Source organism: Serratia sp. CY32780 (assembly GCF_052169135.1).
Classification (GTDB): domain Bacteria; phylum Pseudomonadota; class Gammaproteobacteria; order Enterobacterales; family Enterobacteriaceae; genus Serratia; species Serratia sarumanii.
This window is the reverse complement of sequence record NZ_JBJNLI010000007.1, coordinates 16133-32957: the sequence shown is the minus strand read 5'-3', so window position 1 is coordinate 32957 and position 16825 is coordinate 16133. Positions and strand designations below refer to the sequence as shown.

At 59.0% G+C, this 16825-nt stretch carries 13 protein-coding genes; 12 read left to right on the top strand and 1 reads right to left on the bottom strand.

What is annotated here, in order from left to right:
* The first annotated feature begins 9 nt into the window (after nt 1-9).
* The 10 genes from bamA to ACJ8HH_RS21685 all read left to right on the top strand — a co-directional run bounded on the left by bamA (nt 10) and on the right by ACJ8HH_RS21685 (nt 14059).
* On the top strand, nt 10-2436 hold the full coding sequence (gene bamA / locus ACJ8HH_RS21730) for an outer membrane protein assembly factor BamA (protein ID WP_033635736.1): 2427 nt from the start codon (nt 10-12) through the stop codon (nt 2434-2436).
* A 156-nt stretch (nt 2437-2592) separates the two neighbouring features.
* Nucleotides 2593-3090, top strand: coding sequence for a molecular chaperone Skp (gene skp, locus ACJ8HH_RS21725; protein ID WP_004931958.1), 498 nt, complete (start codon nt 2593-2595; stop codon nt 3088-3090).
* A gap of 3 nt (nt 3091-3093) precedes the next feature.
* Nucleotides 3094-4116 carry a UDP-3-O-(3-hydroxymyristoyl)glucosamine N-acyltransferase gene (gene lpxD / locus ACJ8HH_RS21720; RefSeq protein WP_060452043.1) on the top strand — a complete coding sequence of 341 codons (1023 nt, stop codon included), beginning with the start codon at nt 3094-3096 and terminating at the stop codon, nt 4114-4116.
* A 160-nt stretch (nt 4117-4276) separates the two neighbouring features.
* Nucleotides 4277-4732, top strand: coding sequence for a 3-hydroxyacyl-ACP dehydratase FabZ (gene fabZ, locus ACJ8HH_RS21715; RefSeq protein ID WP_004931962.1), 456 nt, complete (start codon nt 4277-4279; stop codon nt 4730-4732).
* 3 nt (nt 4733-4735) lie between these two features.
* Entirely contained in the window at nt 4736-5524 is a 789-nt protein-coding gene (gene lpxA, locus ACJ8HH_RS21710) for an acyl-ACP--UDP-N-acetylglucosamine O-acyltransferase (protein WP_004931964.1), read from the top strand.
* A 3-nt stretch (nt 5525-5527) separates the two neighbouring features.
* Nucleotides 5528-6676 carry a lipid-A-disaccharide synthase gene (gene lpxB, locus ACJ8HH_RS21705; protein ID WP_039567417.1) on the top strand — a complete coding sequence of 383 codons (1149 nt, stop codon included), beginning with the start codon at nt 5528-5530 and terminating at the stop codon, nt 6674-6676.
* Nucleotides 6673-7266: a ribonuclease HII gene (rnhB, locus tag ACJ8HH_RS21700; protein ID WP_033635733.1), complete on the top strand. Its 594-nt coding sequence runs from the start codon at nt 6673-6675 to the stop codon at nt 7264-7266. The genes lpxB and rnhB overlap by 4 nt, the downstream gene beginning before the upstream one ends.
* Nucleotides 7267-7348: 82 nt before the next feature.
* Nucleotides 7349-10837, top strand: a complete 3489-nt coding sequence (dnaE, locus tag ACJ8HH_RS21695; RefSeq protein WP_039567421.1) for a DNA polymerase III subunit alpha — start codon at nt 7349-7351, stop codon at nt 10835-10837.
* 12 nt (nt 10838-10849) lie between these two features.
* Nucleotides 10850-11809, top strand: coding sequence for an acetyl-CoA carboxylase carboxyl transferase subunit alpha (accA, locus tag ACJ8HH_RS21690; RefSeq protein WP_004931972.1), 960 nt, complete (start codon nt 10850-10852; stop codon nt 11807-11809).
* A 111-nt stretch (nt 11810-11920) separates the two neighbouring features.
* Nucleotides 11921-14059: a lysine decarboxylase LdcC gene (locus tag ACJ8HH_RS21685; RefSeq protein WP_039567427.1), complete on the top strand. Its 2139-nt coding sequence runs from the start codon at nt 11921-11923 to the stop codon at nt 14057-14059.
* Between the two features lie 27 nt (nt 14060-14086).
* On the opposite strand, the gene ACJ8HH_RS21680 is transcribed toward ACJ8HH_RS21685, so the two are convergent.
* Entirely contained in the window at nt 14087-14539 is a 453-nt protein-coding gene (locus tag ACJ8HH_RS21680; RefSeq protein ID WP_197309289.1) for an SgcJ/EcaC family oxidoreductase, read from the bottom strand.
* Between the two features lie 227 nt (nt 14540-14766).
* Between ACJ8HH_RS21680 and ACJ8HH_RS21675 the strand changes: the two genes are divergently transcribed.
* Both ACJ8HH_RS21675 and cadC read left to right on the top strand, forming a co-directional pair.
* Nucleotides 14767-15156, top strand: a complete 390-nt coding sequence (locus ACJ8HH_RS21675; RefSeq protein WP_033649812.1) for a VOC family protein — start codon at nt 14767-14769, stop codon at nt 15154-15156.
* A gap of 89 nt (nt 15157-15245) precedes the next feature.
* Complete coding sequence (gene cadC / locus ACJ8HH_RS21670; protein WP_033649813.1) at nt 15246-16799, top strand: lysine decarboxylation/transport transcriptional activator CadC; 1554 nt, start codon at nt 15246-15248, stop codon at nt 16797-16799.
* The last annotated feature ends 26 nt before the right edge of the window (nt 16800-16825 follow it).

Genomic DNA, 16825 nt, shown 5'->3' with positions numbered 1-16825 from the left:
ATAACAACGATGGCGATGAAAAAGTTGCTCATAGCGTCGCTGCTGTTTGGCAGCGCCACCGTATACGGTGCAGACGGGTTCGTAGTGAAAGATATTCATTTCGAAGGCCTGCAGCGAGTCGCCGTCGGTGCGGCGTTACTCAACATGCCGGTTCGCGTCGGCGATACCGTCACTGACGATGACATCAGTAATACCATCCGTGCCTTGTTTGCCACCGGCAACTTCGAGGACGTGCGCGTACTGCGCGATGGTAATACCTTGATCGTGCAGGTGAAGGAACGTCCTACCATCGCCAGCATCACTTTCTCCGGCAACAAGTCGGTGAAGGATGACATGCTCAAGCAGAACCTGGAAGCCTCCGGCGTCCGGGTGGGCGAGGCGCTCGACCGCACCACGATCTCCAGCATTGAAAAAGGGCTGGAAGACTTCTACTACAGCGTCGGTAAATACAGCGCCTCGGTGAAAGCCGTAGTCACGCCGCTGCCGCGCAACCGTGTCGACCTGAAACTGGTGTTCACGGAAGGGGTCTCCGCCAAGATTCAACAAATCAACATCGTCGGCAACCATGCCTTCACCAACGACGAACTGATCTCGCGCTTCCAGCTGCGTGACGAAGTGCCGTGGTGGAACCTGGTCGGCGATCGCAAATACCAGAAGCAGAAACTGGCGGGCGATCTCGAAACCCTGCGCAGCTTCTATCTGGATCGCGGCTATGCCCGCTTCAACATCGATTCTACCCAGGTGAGCCTGACGCCGGATAAAAAAGGCATCTACATCACCATCAACATCACCGAAGGCGATCAGTACAAGCTTTCCGATGTTGTCGTGAACGGCAACCTGGCCGGCCACTCGGCGGAAGTCGCTCAGATCACCAAAATCGAACCGGGCGAGCTGTACAACGGCAGCAAGGTGACCAAAATGGAAGACAACATCAAAACGATGTTGGGCCGTTATGGTTACGCCTACCCGCGCGTCGGCACTCAGCCTGAGATCAACGACGCGGATAAAACCGTCAAACTGCACGTCAACGTCGACGCGGGCAACCGCTTCTACGTGCGTCGCATCAAGTTCGAAGGCAACGATACCAGCAAGGATTCCGTACTGCGTCGCGAAATGCGACAGATGGAAGGCGCCTGGCTCGGCAACGAGCAGGTCGAGCAGGGCAAGGAGCGTCTGAACCGTCTGGGCTACTTCGAAACGGTTGACGTGGAAACCCAGCGCGTGCCGGGCACCGCCGATCAGGTCGACGTCACCTACAAGGTGAAAGAGCGCAACACCGGTACCTTCAACTTCGGTGTCGGTTACGGCACCGAGAGCGGCGTCAGCTTCCAGGCGGGCGTGCAGCAGGATAACTGGTTGGGTACCGGCTACTCGGTCGGCATCAGCGGCACCAAGAACGACTACCAGACCTATACCGAACTGTCAGTCACCAACCCGTACTTCACCGTTGACGGTGTGAGCCTGGGCGGCCGCATCTTCTACAACGACTTTAAGGCGGATGACGCGGATCTGTCGGACTATACCAACAAGAGTTACGGTATCGACGGCACGCTGGGCTTCCCGATCAACGAAAACAACTCGTTGCGTACCGGCCTGGGCTACGTCCACAACGGCCTGTCGAACATGCAGCCGCAGATCGCCATGTGGCGTTACCTCGACTCGATGGGCGTGGATGCGAACAAGACCGACCGCGCCAGCTACTCGACGGACGACTTTACGCTGAACCTGGGTTGGACCTACAACAACCTGGACCGCGGCTACTTCCCGACGTCGGGTAACCGCACCACGTTGAACGGCAAGGTCACCATTCCGGGCTCGGACAACGAATACTACAAGGTGACGCTGGACAGCGTACAGTACGTGCCGATCAACGACGATCGCACCTGGGTGCTGTTGGGCCGTGGCCGTCTGGGTTACGCGGATGGCTTGGGCGGCAAGGAAATGCCATTCTACGAGAACTTCTACGCCGGTGGTTCGAGCACCGTGCGTGGCTTCCAGTCCAACACCATTGGTCCGAAGGCGGTGTACTACAATTCCAACTCGTACCAGTGTCAGTTCAACGCCGGCAGCACGACCACGCGTCAGAACATCTGTAGCTCGGATGACGCGGTGGGCGGTAACGCCATGGCGGTCGCCAGCCTGGAGCTGATCACCCCGACGCCGTTCATCAGCGAGAAATACGCCAACTCGGTGCGGACGTCGCTGTTCATCGATGCCGGTACCGTGTGGGATACCAAGTGGAAGAATACCAACGAAACGCTGATGTACGGCGTGCCGGACTACAGCAAGGCCAGCAATATTCGTTCTTCCGCCGGTATCGCGCTGCAGTGGATGTCGCCGCTGGGGCCATTGGTGTTCTCTTACGCCAACCCGATCAAGAAATACGAAGGCGACAAGTCCGAACAGTTCCAGTTTAACATCGGTAAGACCTGGTAACGGGTCTCGCCTCTGGGCATAAAAGTTATTAAGAATCGCGATGGCCAGGCGCCCGCCGGCAGAGGGAGATGATTCTCATTGTTTGGTGGGATAAGTCTGGCAAATTGTGTACTTCAGTGTCATATGACACAAATGGGTGATGGTAAGGAGTTTATAGTGAAAAAGTGGTTGTGTGCCGCAGGCCTCGGTTTAGCAATGGCTGCTTCAGCTGGCGTTCAGGCAGCAGATAAGATCGCTGTCGTTAACGTCTCCAGCATTTTCCAACAGCTGCCGGCCCGCGAAGCGGTCGCTAAACAGCTGGAAAACGAGTTTAAAGGCCGTGCAAGCGAACTCCAGAACATGGAACGTAGCCTGCAGACCAAAATGCAACGTCTGCAGCGTGACGGCGCTACCATGAAAGCCAGCGATCGCAGCAAGTTGGAAAAAGACGTGATGGCGCAGCGCGAGCAGTTCTCTCAGAAAGCCCAGGCTTTCGAGCAGGACAACCGTCGTCGCCAGATGGAAGAGCGTAACAAGATCCTGAGCCGCATTCAGGACGCGGTGAAATCTGTCGCCAGCAAAGGCGGTTATGACGTGGTGATCGACGCCAACGCCGTTGCCTATGCAGACTCTTCCAAAGATATCACTGCTGACGTGCTGAAACAGGTTAAATAACACATGCTTTCAATTCGACTGGCTGATTTAGCGCAGCAGTTGGATGCACAATTGCACGGTGATGGCGATCTCGTCATCACCGGCATTGCTTCTATGCATTCGGCACAGCCTGGCCAAATCACGTTTTTGTCAAACAGCCGCTATCAAGAGCAGCTGTCTTCCTGCCAGGCAAGCGCCGTGGTGCTTACCGAAGCGGATTTACCACACTGCCGTACTGCGGCGCTGGTGGTTAAAAACCCTTACTTGACCTACGCGCGCATGGCGCAGCTGATGGACACCACGCCGGCGCCGGCGCAGGATATTGCGCCAAGCGCGGTTGTCTCGCCTGAAGCGCAACTGGGGCAGAACGTCGCCATTGGGGCGAACGCGGTGATTGAGTCGGGTGCGGTGCTTGGCGATAACGTGGTTATCGGCCCGGGCTGCTTCATCGGCAAACACGCGCGCATCGGCGCGGGAACGCGTCTGTGGGCGAACGTCACGATTTATCATGCGGTTGAAATCGGCCAGTGCTGCCTGATCCAGTCCGGCACCGTGATCGGCGCGGACGGTTTCGGCTATGCGAACGAGCGCGGCGAGTGGATCAAAATCCCTCAGTTGGGCACGGTGATTATCGGCGATCGCGTCGAAATCGGCGCCTGCACCACCATCGACCGCGGCGCTTTGGATAACACCCAAATCGGGAATGGTGTTATCATCGACAACCAATGCCAGATTGCACATAACGTCGTGATTGGCGACAATACCGCCGTCGCCGGCGGTGTGATCATGGCCGGCAGCCTGAAAATCGGCCGCTACTGCCAGATCGGCGGTGCCAGCGTGATCAACGGTCACATGGAAATTGCCGACAAGGTTGTTGTTACCGGAATGGGAATGGTTATGCGACCAATCACCGAACCTGGGGTATACTCTTCGGGCATTCCGTTGCAGCCTAACAAGGTTTGGCGTAAAACCGCTGCGTTGGTGATGAATATCGATGAGATCAGCAAACGCTTGAAAGCTGTCGAACGTAAAGTCGGAAAAGACTAATCATTGCCGCCCGCCTTCGCGGGTACAAAACGAAACGCGTTGGTCGTGAGACCAAAAGCGCAAAGAGATGTTAATTTGCGGCCTGCATGATGATCTCCTTTTGGGGTCAGCGCAGGCCGTGTTGTTGATGCCATCAGTTTTTAGAGACAGGAAGAGTATTTTGACTACTGACACTCATACTCTGGATATTGCAGAAATTTTGGATCTGCTTCCTCACCGTTACCCGTTCTTGCTGGTCGACCGCGTCCTCGAGTTTGAAGAGCACAAATATCTGCGTGCGGTGAAGAACGTATCGGTGAACGAACCGTTTTTCCAGGGCCACTTCCCTGGCAAACCGATTTTCCCAGGCGTATTGATTCTGGAAGCCATGGCGCAGGCCACCGGTATCCTGGCGTTTAAAAGCGTCGGCAAACTGGAGCCGGGCGAGCTGTATTACTTCGCCGGTATCGACGAAGCACGCTTCAAACGCCCTGTGGTGCCAGGCGATCAGATGGTCATGGAAGTCACCTTCGAGAAAACTCGCCGCGGCCTGACTCGCTTCAAAGGCGTGGCGACCGTTGACGGTAAAATTGTCTGCGAAGCAACCATGATGTGTGCCCGCAGCCGGGAGGCTTAATCCGTGATTGACCAAACCGCCTTTATCCATCCTAGCGCGATAGTCGAAGAAGGCGCCGTGATCGGCGCCAACGTGCATATCGGCCCTTTCTGCTACGTCGGCTCCCAGGTGGAAATCGGCGCCGGCACGGTGCTGAAATCCCACGTGGTGGTGAACGGCATTACCAAGATTGGCTGCGATAACCAGATTTATCAGTTCGCTTCCATCGGTGAAGTGAACCAGGATCTGAAATACGCGGGCGAACCGACGCGCGTTGAAGTGGGCGATCGCAACCGCATCCGCGAAAGCGTGACCATTCACCGCGGCACCGCGCAGGGCACCGGCCTGACCAAAGTGGGCAATGACAACCTGCTGATGGTCAACGTGCACGTCGCCCACGACTGCGTGGTCGGCAACGCTTGCGTGCTGGCCAACAACGCCACGCTGGCGGGGCATGTGGAAATCGACGATCACGCCATCATCGGCGGCATGACGGCGATCCACCAGTTCTGCATTATCGGCGCGCATGTGATGGTAGGCGGTTGTTCCGGCGTCGCTCAGGACGTGCCTCCATTCGTCATCGCTCAGGGTAACCACGCGACGCCGTTCGGCGTCAACGCGGTCGGCCTGAAGCGTCGCGGTTTTGACAAGGATGAAATGCAGGCGATCCGCAACGCCTACAAGATCCTGTATCGCAGCGAGAAAACGCTGGATGAAGCGAAAGCGGAAATCGAAGCCCTGGCCAAAGAACAGCCGGTGGTGCAGCAGTACCTCGATTTCTTTACCCGTTCCACCCGCGGTATCATTCGCTGAGTTATGTCGAATCGTCCATTGACTATCGGATTGGTCGCCGGAGAAACCTCCGGTGACATTCTCGGCGCCGGTTTGATCCGCGCGCTCAAGGCGCAGATCCCCGACGCGCGTTTTGTTGGCGTCGCCGGCCCGCTGATGCAGGCCGAAGGCTGTGAAGCCTGGTACGAAATGGAAGAGCTGGCGGTCATGGGCGTGGTGGAAGTGCTCGAGCGTTTGCCACGCCTGTTGAAGATCCGCAAGGATCTTACCCGCCGCTTCGGCGAGCTGCGGCCGGACGTGTTTGTCGGCATCGACGCGCCGGACTTCAACATCACGCTGGAAGGCCGCCTCAAGCAGCGCGGTATCCGCACTATTCACTACGTCAGCCCTTCCGTGTGGGCCTGGCGGCAAAAGCGCGTTTTCAAAATTGGCAAAGCCACCGATCTGGTGCTGGCCTTTCTCCCTTTCGAAAAAGCGTTTTACGATCGTTTCAACGTGCCCTGCCGGTTTATCGGCCACACCATGGCGGACGCCATGCCGTTGCAGCCCGATCGGCTGGCGGCGCGCGCTCAGCTTGGCATCGATCCGCAGGCGCGCTGTCTGGCGTTGCTGCCGGGCAGCCGCGGCGCCGAAGTCGAGATGCTGAGCGCCGACTTCCTCAAGACCGCGCAGCTGCTGCGCACCCGTTATCCCGAGCTGGAAGTGGTGGTGCCGCTGGTCAACGCCAAACGGCGCGAGCAGTTTGAGCGCATCAAGGCGGAAGTGGCGCCGGATCTGACCGTACACCTGCTGAACGGTCAGGGGCGCGAGGCGATGATCGCCAGCGACGCGGCGCTGCTGGCATCCGGCACGGCGGCGCTGGAGTGCATGCTGGCCAAGTGCCCGATGGTGGTGGGCTATCGCATGAAGCCGTTCACTTTCTGGCTGGCGCAGAAGCTGGTGAAAACGCCTTACGTTTCGCTGCCGAATCTGCTGGCGGGGCGGGAGATCGTTATCGAGCTGCTGCAGCATGACTGCGTGCCGGACAAACTGGCCGCCGCCGTGATGCCGCTGCTGGAAGAGAGCCCGCAAACCGAAGCGCTGAAACAGACTTTCCTTACCTTGCACCAAAGCATCCGTTGCGGTGCGGACGAACAGGCCGCTCAGGCTGTGTTGGAGCTGGCGAAAGCATGATTGAACCCTTTATCTATCCCGCTGCCACGTTGATTGCCGGCGTGGACGAAGTGGGCCGCGGGCCGTTGGTCGGCGCGGTGGTCACCGCCGCCGTGATCCTCGATCCGGCGCAGCCGATCGTCGGGCTGGCGGATTCCAAGAAACTCAGTGAAAAACGCCGCCTGGCGCTGTATGACGAAATCGTCGCCAAGGCGCTCTCCTGGAGCCTGGGGCGCGCCGAGCCGGCGGAAATCGACCAGCTGAACATATTGCACGCCACCATGCTGGCGATGCAGCGGGCGGTGGCCGGGTTGCATATCGCGCCGGACATGGTTTTAATCGACGGTAACCGTTGCCCGAACCTGCCGATGCGTTCGCAGGCGGTGGTGAAGGGCGACAGCCGCGTGGCGGAGATCAGCGCGGCGTCCATTCTGGCGAAGGTCACGCGCGATCGTGAAATGGCCGCGCTGGACAGCGAGTTCCCGGACTACGGTTTCGCGCAGCATAAGGGTTACCCGACCGCCTTCCACCTGGAGCGGCTGGCCGCGCTGGGCGCCACCGAGCATCACCGCCGCAGCTTCGCGCCGGTGAAAAGGGCGCTGGCGCTGTAGCCTGCGGGCCTGGTTGACCAGGCCCGACGATAGCATTAACCCGGGTTCAGCCTGCTGAGCCCCTTCAATCAGGTATCTGGAGATGGCCGAACCTCGTTTTATTCACCTGCGCGTCCACAGTGACTATTCCATGATTGATGGATTGGCCAAGACGGCGCCGCTGGTGAAAAGAGCCGCCGCGTTAGCCATGCCTGCTCTGGCAATCACCGATTTCACCAACCTGTGCGGATTGGTGAAGTTCTACGGCAGCGCGCACGGCGCCGGGATCAAACCGATCATCGGCGCGGATTTCCATGTGCAAAGCGAAGAGCTGGGCGACGAGCTGGCTCAGCTGACGGTGCTGGCCAGCAACAACGAAGGCTACCAGAACCTGACGCTGCTGATTTCCCGCGCCTATCAGCGCGGCTACGGCGCCGCCGGCCCGATCATCGATCGCGACTGGCTGATTGAACATCGCGAAGGGCTGATTCTGCTCTCCGGCGCGCGTCAGGGCGACGTCGGCAAGTTTCTGCTGCGCGGCAACCAGGCGCAGGTGGATCAGTGTCTGGACTTCTACCAGCAGCACTTCCCGGACTGTTACTACCTGGAACTGATTCGCACCGGCCGCCCGGACGAAGAGAACTACCTGCATGCGGCGGTGGCGCTGGCCACCGAGCGCAGTTTGCCGGTGGTGGCCACCAACGACGTGCGCTTCCTGGTGGAAGATGACTTCGACGCCCATGAAATTCGCGTCGCCATCCACGACGGCTTTACGCTGGACGATCCCAAGCGGCCGCGCAACTACAGCCCGCAGCAATACATGCGCAGCGAAGACGAGATGTGCGAGCTGTTCGCCGACATTCCGGAAGCGCTGCTGAACAGCGTCGAAATCGCCAAGCGCTGCAACGTCACCATTCGCCTCGGCGAATACTTCCTGCCGCAGTTCCCGACCGGCGACATGAGCACCGAGGACTTCCTGGTACTCAAATCGAAAGAGGGGCTGGAAGAGCGTCTCGAGTTCCTGTTCCCCGATCCTGAAGTGCGCGCGCAGCGCCGCCCGGAATACGACGAGCGTCTGGACGTCGAGCTGAAGGTGATCAACCAGATGGGGTTCCCCGGCTACTTCCTGATCGTGATGGAGTTTATCCAGTGGTCGAAGGACAACAACGTGCCGGTGGGCCCGGGGCGCGGTTCTGGCGCCGGTTCACTGGTGGCCTATGCGTTGAAAATCACCGACCTCGATCCGCTGGAGTTCGACCTGCTGTTCGAACGTTTCCTGAACCCGGAACGTGTCTCAATGCCCGACTTCGACGTCGACTTCTGCATGGAGAAGCGCGACCAGGTAATTGAGCACGTGGCGGAGATGTACGGCCGCGAAGCGGTATCGCAGATCATCACCTTCGGCACCATGGCGGCGAAAGCGGTTATCCGCGACGTGGGCCGCGTGCTGGGGCACCCGTACGGCTTCGTCGATCGCATCTCCAAGCTGGTGCCGCCGGATCCGGGCATGACGCTGGAAAAAGCCTTCGCTGCCGAACCGCAGCTGCCGGAAATTTACGAGGCAGACGAAGAGGTCAAGGCGCTGATCGACATGGCGCGCAAGCTGGAAGGGGTGACGCGTAACGCCGGTAAACACGCCGGGGGCGTGGTGATAGCGCCGACCAAAATCACCGACTTCGCGCCGCTGTACTGCGACGCCGAAGGGCAGCACCCGGTGACCCAGTTCGATAAGAACGACGTGGAATACGCCGGGCTGGTGAAGTTCGACTTCCTCGGTCTGCGCACCCTGACCATCATCGACTGGGCGCTGGAGATGATCAACGCCCGGCGCGCCAAGACCGGGCTGGAGCCGATCGACATCGCCGCCATTCCGCTCGACGACAAGAAAAGCTTCGACATGCTGCAGCGCTCGGAAACCACGGCGGTGTTCCAGCTTGAATCGCGCGGCATGAAAGACCTGATCAAACGTCTGAAGCCCGACTGCTTCGAAGACATGATCGCACTGGTGGCGCTGTTCCGTCCGGGGCCGCTGCAGTCGGGGATGGTGGATAACTTCATCGACCGCAAGCACGGCCGCGAAGAGATCTCCTACCCGGACATCCAGTGGCAGCACGAGTCGCTCAAGCCGGTGCTGGAACCCACCTATGGCATCATCCTGTATCAGGAACAGGTGATGCAGATTGCCCAGGTGCTGGCGGGCTATACGCTGGGCGGCGCGGACATGCTGCGCCGTGCGATGGGTAAAAAGAACCCGGTCGAGATGGCCAAGCAGCGCGGCGGCTTTGAAGATGGCGCCAAAGCGCGCGGCATCGACGGCGAACTGTCGGTGAAAATCTTCGACCTGGTGGAGAAATTCGCCGGATACGGCTTCAACAAATCGCACTCCGCCGCCTATGCGCTGGTGTCGTATCAGACGCTGTGGCTGAAAGCGCACTACCCGGCCGAGTTTATGGCGGCGGTGATGACCGCCGATATGGACAACACCGATAAGGTGGTGGGGCTGGTGGACGAATGCTGGCGCATGGGGCTGAAGATCCTGCCGCCGGACATCAACAGCGGCCTGTATCACTTCCACGTCAACGACGACGGCGAGATCGTTTACGGCATCGGCGCCATCAAGGGCGTGGGGGAAGGGCCGATCGAAGCCATCATCGAGGCGCGCAACAGCGGCGAGCAGGGTTACTTCAAAGACCTGTTCGATCTCTGCGCGCGCTCAGACATCAAGAAACTGAACCGCCGCATTCTGGAAAAACTGATCATGTCCGGCGCGTTCGATCGCCTCGGGCCGCACCGCGCCGCGCTGATGAATTCGCTCGGCGACGCGTTGAAAGCGGCGGATCAGCATGCGAAAGCCGAAGCGATCGGCCAGGTGGATATGTTTGGCGTGCTGGCGGAAGCGCCGGAGCAGGTGGAGCAATCCTACGCCAATATCGCGCCCTGGCCGGAGCAGGTGGTGCTGGACGGTGAACGGGAGACGCTGGGGCTGTACCTGACCGGCCACCCGATCACCCAGTACCTGAAGGAGATCGAACGTTACGCCGGTGGCCAGCGTTTGAAAGACATGCACCCGACGGATCGGGGCAAAATGACCACCGCCGTCGGGCTGGTGGTCGCCGCGCGGGTGATGGTGACCAAGCGCGGCAACCGCATCGGCATCTGTACATTGGATGACCGTTCGGGCCGCCTGGAAGTGATGTTATTCACCGAAGCGTTAGAAAAATACCAGCATTTGTTGGAAAAAGACCGTATCCTTATCGCCAGTGGACAGGTCAGCTTTGATGACTTTAGCGGCGGGCTTAAAATGATGGCCCGCGAGGTAATGGACATCAGTGAAGCCCGGGAAAAATACGCTCGCGGGCTTGCTATCTCGCTGACTGACAGGCAAATTGATGACCAGCTTTTGAACCGTCTCCGTCAGTCGTTGGAACCCCATCGCTCGGGGACGATTCCAGTGCATCTCTACTATCAACGGGAAGATGCGCGAGCCAAGCTGCGTTTTGGCGCAACCTGGCGCGTGACGCCCACCGACCGCTTGTTGATCGACTTGCGGACGTTGGTAGGCAATGAGCAGGTGGACTTGGAATTTGACTAAAATAGGAATGCTATGAGTCTGAATTTTCTTGATTTTGAACAGCCGATTGCAGAGCTGGAAGCGAAAATTGACTCGCTGACTGCAGTCAGCCGTCAAGACGAAAAATTAGATATTAATCTGGACGAAGAGGTTCAGCGCCTGCGTGAAAAGAGCGTTGAGCTGACGCGCAAGATTTTTGCCGATCTTGGGGCCTGGCAGATTGCCCAATTGGCACGCCACCCGCGCCGTCCTTATACCCTGGATTATATCAAACACATCTTTACCGACTTCGAAGAGTTGGCGGGCGATCGCGCTTACGCCGACGACAAAGCGATCGTCGGCGGTATTGCGCGCCTGGATGGCCGCCCGGTGATGATCATCGGGCACCAGAAAGGCCGTGAAACCAAAGAGAAGATCCGCCGCAACTTCGGCATGCCGGCGCCGGAAGGCTACCGCAAGGCGCTGCGCCTGATGGAAATGGCCGCGCGCTTCAAGATGCCGATCATCACCTTTATCGATACCCCGGGCGCTTATCCGGGCGTGGGCGCGGAAGAGCGCGGCCAGTCCGAAGCCATCGCGCGCAACCTGCGTGAGATGTCGCGCCTGAACGTGCCGGTCATCTGCACCGTCATCGGCGAAGGCGGCTCCGGCGGCGCGCTGGCGATCGGCGTGGGCGATAAGGTGAACATGCTGCAGTACAGCACCTACTCGGTGATTTCGCCGGAAGGCTGTGCCTCCATCCTGTGGAAGAGCGCCGATAAGGCGCCGCTGGCCGCAGAAGCGATGGGCATCACCGCGCCGCGCCTGAAAGAGCTGAAGCTGATCGACTCGGTGATCCCGGAGCCGCTGGGTTCCGCGCACCGCGACGTGCCGGCAATGGCCGCCGCGCTGAAAGCGCAGCTGCTGGCCGATCTGAAAGATCTGGACGGCCTGAACGACGAAGAGTTGCTCAACCGCCGCTATCAGCGTCTGATGAATTACGGCTACTGCTGAGTTCTGTGCTTCGCTGCAAGAAACCGCCTCCGGGCGGTTTTTTTTTGGCTACACACCACCGGATTTTCGTGGTGTTATAGAGACTTGGCCGTTAACTGACAGGAGCTGCCGATGAATATCATCGCCATCATGGGCCCGACGGGCGTCTACTACAAAGATGAGCCGATCCGCGAGCTCCACGCGGCGCTGGCCGCCATGGGATTCCAGCTGGTGTACCCCAAAAACAGCGGTGACCTGCTGAAGCTGATCGAAGCCAATGCCCGCATTTGCGGGGTGATCTTCGACTGGGACGACTACAGCCTGGAACTGTGCAGCGAGATCAACGAGCTGAACGAATACCTGCCGCTGTATGCCTTTATCAATACCCATTCCACCTTCGACGTCAGCCTGCATGAAATGCGCATGGTGCTCTATTTCTTCGAGTATGGCCTGAATGCGGCGGACGATATCGCGCAGCGCATCCAGCAGTACACCGCGGAATACATCGATACCATTACGCCGCCGCTGACCAAGGCGCTATTCAACTATGTGCGCGAAGGGAAGTACACCTTCTGCACGCCGGGCCACATGGCCGGCACCGCGTTTCAAAAAAGCCCGGTGGGCTGCCTGTTCTATGACTTTTTCGGCGCCAATACCCTGAAGGCCGACATCTCGATTTCGGTTACCGAGCTCGGTTCGCTGCTGGATCACACCGGGCCGCACCTGGAGGCCGAAGAGTATATCGCGCGCACCTTCAACGCCGAGCAGAGCTATCTGGTCACCAACGGCACCTCCACCGCCAACAAGATCGTCGGCATGTATTCGGCGCCGGCCGGCAGCACCGTGCTGATCGACCGCAACTGCCACAAATCGCTGTGCCACCTGCTGATGATGAGCGATATCGTGCCGATCTATCTGCGCCCGCTGCGCAACGCCTACGGCATCCTCGGCGGCATTCCGCAGCGCGAGTTCACCCGCGAAAGCATCGCCGCCCGGGTGCAGGAGACCGAGAACGCCACCTGGCCGGTGCATGCGGTGATCACCAATTCCACCTATGACGGCCTGCTGTACAACACCGACTACATCAAGCAGACGCTGGAGGTGCCATCGATCCACTTTGACTCCGCCTGGGTGCCTTACACCAACTTCCATCCGATTTACGACGGCAAGAGCGGCATGAGCGGCGAGCGGGTGCCCGGTAAGGTTTTCTACGAAACCCAGTCTACGCACAAGCTGCTGGCGGCCTTCTCGCAGGCCTCGATGATTCATATCAAGGGCGACTACGACGAGAGCACCTTCAACGAAGCCTACATGATGCACACCACCACCTCGCCGCACTACGGCATCGTGGCGTCGATGGAGACCGCGGCCGCCATGCTGCGCGGCAACCCGGGGCGCCGCTTGATCAACCGCTCGGTGGAGCGCGCGCTGCATTTTCGCCGTGAAGTGCAGCGGCTGCGCGAGGAGAGCGACAGTTGGTTCTTCGACATTTGGCAGCCGGAAGAGATCGATGAAGCGCAATGCTGGCCACTGGATCCGGACGACAACTGGCACGGTTTCGGCCAGACCGATCGCGATCACATGTACCTCGATCCGATCAAGGTGACGATCCTGACGCCGGGCATGAACGAGCTGGGTGCGCTGGAGGAGGAGGGGATCCCGGCGGCGCTGGTGGCGAAGTACCTCGACGAGCGCGGCATCGTGGTGGAGAAGACCGGGCCGTACAACCTGCTGTTCCTGTTCAGCATCGGCATCGACAAAACCAAGGCGATGAGCCTGCTGCGCGGCCTGACCGACTTCAAGCGCGCCTACGATCTCAATCTGCGGGTGAAGAACATGCTGCCGGATCTGTACGCCGAGGATCCGGATTTCTATCGCAACATGCGCATTCAGGATCTGGCCGCCGGCATTCATCGCCTGATCTGCCAGCACGATCTGCCGCGCCTGATGCAGCGGGCGTTCGACGTGCTGCCGGAAATGAAGCTGACGCCGCACCAGATGTTCCAGGAGCAGGTGCGGGGCAACGTGGAAACCTGTGAGCTGGATCAGCTGGTGGGCAAGGTGGCGGCCAATATGATCCTGCCGTATCCGCCGGGCGTGCCGCTGGTGATGCCGGGGGAAATGATCACCGAAGAGAGCCGGGCGGTACTCGATTTTCTGCTGATGTTGTGCTCGATCGGCGAACGTTACCCCGGTTTTGAAACCGACATCCACGGCGCCAGACTGACGGAGGACGGGCGCTATCTGGTGAAGGTGTTGAAGCCTTCCTGATATCGGGCGTAGCGCGGTTTCCGGCGGTCAGCTTTCCGGCATGACGGAGGAGTGATGAGTGGAGATTTTCCACTCGTCACCGTCCCAGGCATAGGTAAAGGTATAACGCGCCGATACCGTCGATTTGTCTGCGAACGTAAAGGCATAGATGCCGGTATCTATCGCGGTGTTGCAGCCAAGGCGTATGGTGCGGCTTTTAATGTTGCCCACCGGTCTTTTCGCCAGAAAATGTCTGAAGTAATCCACCCGTTCGGCATTCGTCAGCCGCATCTTGTTGGAAAGCGTGGGGAGCAACACCGCATCGTCCAGATAAGTATTCGCGACTTTTCGCGCTTCTCCACTCTGTAAAGCGGTATTCCACCGCTCGAACAACCCCTCGATTTGGAGCCGGTCTGTTTTTACGCAAACTGGCGCCGTCGTTGCCCAAACCGAAGTGGAAATACACATTAACGAACCGATGACGCCGGGACGCATTTTCATACCTGTTCCTTTATTCAGGTGAGTTTTGTTGCCGTCATGGCGTGAATAGGCGGCAAATAAATTCAATACTAATATAATTTCGTTTTGTAATTATCAAAAATAATTTGAATGTTACGGCGGAATTGTATGAGAGCGCAAATGGGGGAGAACAGCAGATAAGATTGACCGTTGACGGCATCACCGCCGCCGGATACCTTGCCTCATCAGACCGAACAGGAGAGGCCGCCATGCTGGCGTTACGTCAGGTACACCATATCGCGATCATTGGCGCGGATTACGCCGCCAGTAAGCATTTTTACTGCGACATTCTCGGATTCACCCTGCTGAGCGAGGTCTACCGCGAGAAGCGCGACTCCTGGAAAGCGGATCTGGCGCTCAACGGGCAATACGCCATCGAGCTGTTTTCTTTCCCTTCGCCGCCGGCTCGCGTCAGCCGCCCGGAGGCCTGCGGCCTGCGCCATTTGGCGTTCAGCGTTGACGACATTGACCAGGCCATCGCCCATCTGCAGGCGGCCGGCGTCGCCTGCGAACCGGTACGCGTCGATCCTTACACCCAATCCCGCTTTACCTTTTTCAGCGATCCCGATGGTTTACCGTTAGAATTATACGAGAGTTAACGGCTTAATCGCCTCCCGGCGGCCACAGCCGGGGGCGGTTATGCTATGATCGCGCCCTTGCCCTACATGCCTACAGAGTTATTTCCGCCATGCAAGAGCCTGCTTTTCGCGTCGGGGAGTGGCTGGTTACCCCTGCCGACAACACCATCAGCCGCGACGGACGCCAAAAAACGCTGGAACCGCGCCTGATCGACATGCTGTGCTATTTCGCCCGCCATCCGGACGTGGTGCTGAGCCGCGACGAGCTGATCGACAACGTCTGGAAGCGCAATATCGTCACCAACCACGTGGTGACCCAATGTATTTCGGAGCTGCGCAAATACCTGAAAGACGGCGACAGCGACAGCCCGGAATACATTATCACCGTGCCCAAGCGCGGGTATAAGCTGGCGACGTCGGTGATCTGGTGTGAAGAGGGGGAGACGCAACCCGCTCCCGCACCGGCGCCGCAGATTGCGGTGATCATGCATGAACCGGAAGACGGCAGCGAGGAAGACGAGACGCCGTATGTGCCGCCGCGCCGGGCAAGCGCGCCGGTTGCCGCGCCCGGCGAAAAGAAGCCGCGCTTTTATCGCCGCTCGACCTTCTGGGTGTGGCTGGCGTTTCTGGCGGCGCTCAGCGTCTGCGTGGCGTTTGTCGGCATCGCCACGCTGTCGCAGCGCGTGCCGGTATCGACCATGCCGGTGCTGCTCAACCCGCGCGATATTGATATTCGCATCCAGGGCGGCGAGAGCTGCAGCAACTGGATGCCGCAGCTCTCTTATGTGGTGGGCGTCAGCGAGCTGATCACCGATTCGCTGAACACCTACTCGACCTTCCTGGTGCACGACCAGACCAACTACAACTATTCCGGCCCCAGTAACTCGGGCAAGTCGCTGTATATCGAGTTCGTCAATCAGCGCCACTACCGCGCCCAGCAGTGTTTCCTGTCCGTGCGGCTGGTGGATAACGCCGACAGCTCAGTCATGCTGGACAAGCGTTACTTCATTACCGCCGATAACCAGCTGAAGATCCAGACCGACTTCCTCTCCAGCCTGTCCGCAGCGCTGAAGCAGCCCTGGCCGCCACAGCTGGAGCAGCGTCTGGCGCAGCTGCTGCCCGACAACGGGCCGCTGCTGCAGCGCTTCTACCAGGCGCATCAGTTGCTGATCCACGGCGACGCCGATTCGTTGACCCGCGCCAGCGCCCAGCTGAGCGAGTTGATTAAAAGCGCGCCGGACTTCCACTACCTGCTGGCGGAAAAAGCGCTGGTGGACCTGCTGCGCAATTCTTATCAACCGTTCGACAGCCAGGCCTTGGCGCAACTGCGCGCCGATATCAGTCATTTGGCGACCATCCCCGAACTGAAAAACACGCCAATCATGCAGCAAGTTCTGGCGGTAGATGCATTGACGCAGGGGCGCATTGACGAGGCGCACCGGGCGATCGATCTGGGGATTGAATTGCAAATGTCGTGGCTGAATTATGTGCTGCTGGGGAAAGTGTATGAAATGCAGGGGCAGAATCATTTGGCGGCGGATTCTTATATTACCGCATTCAATCTTCGCCCCGGCGAGGACACTTTGCATTGGATCACCAATGGCGTATTCCAGACGTCATTGACCAACGTGGTGCCTTATTTAAATAACTATCAGCGCCAATAATTAACCGCTATCACGCTGCCATTATT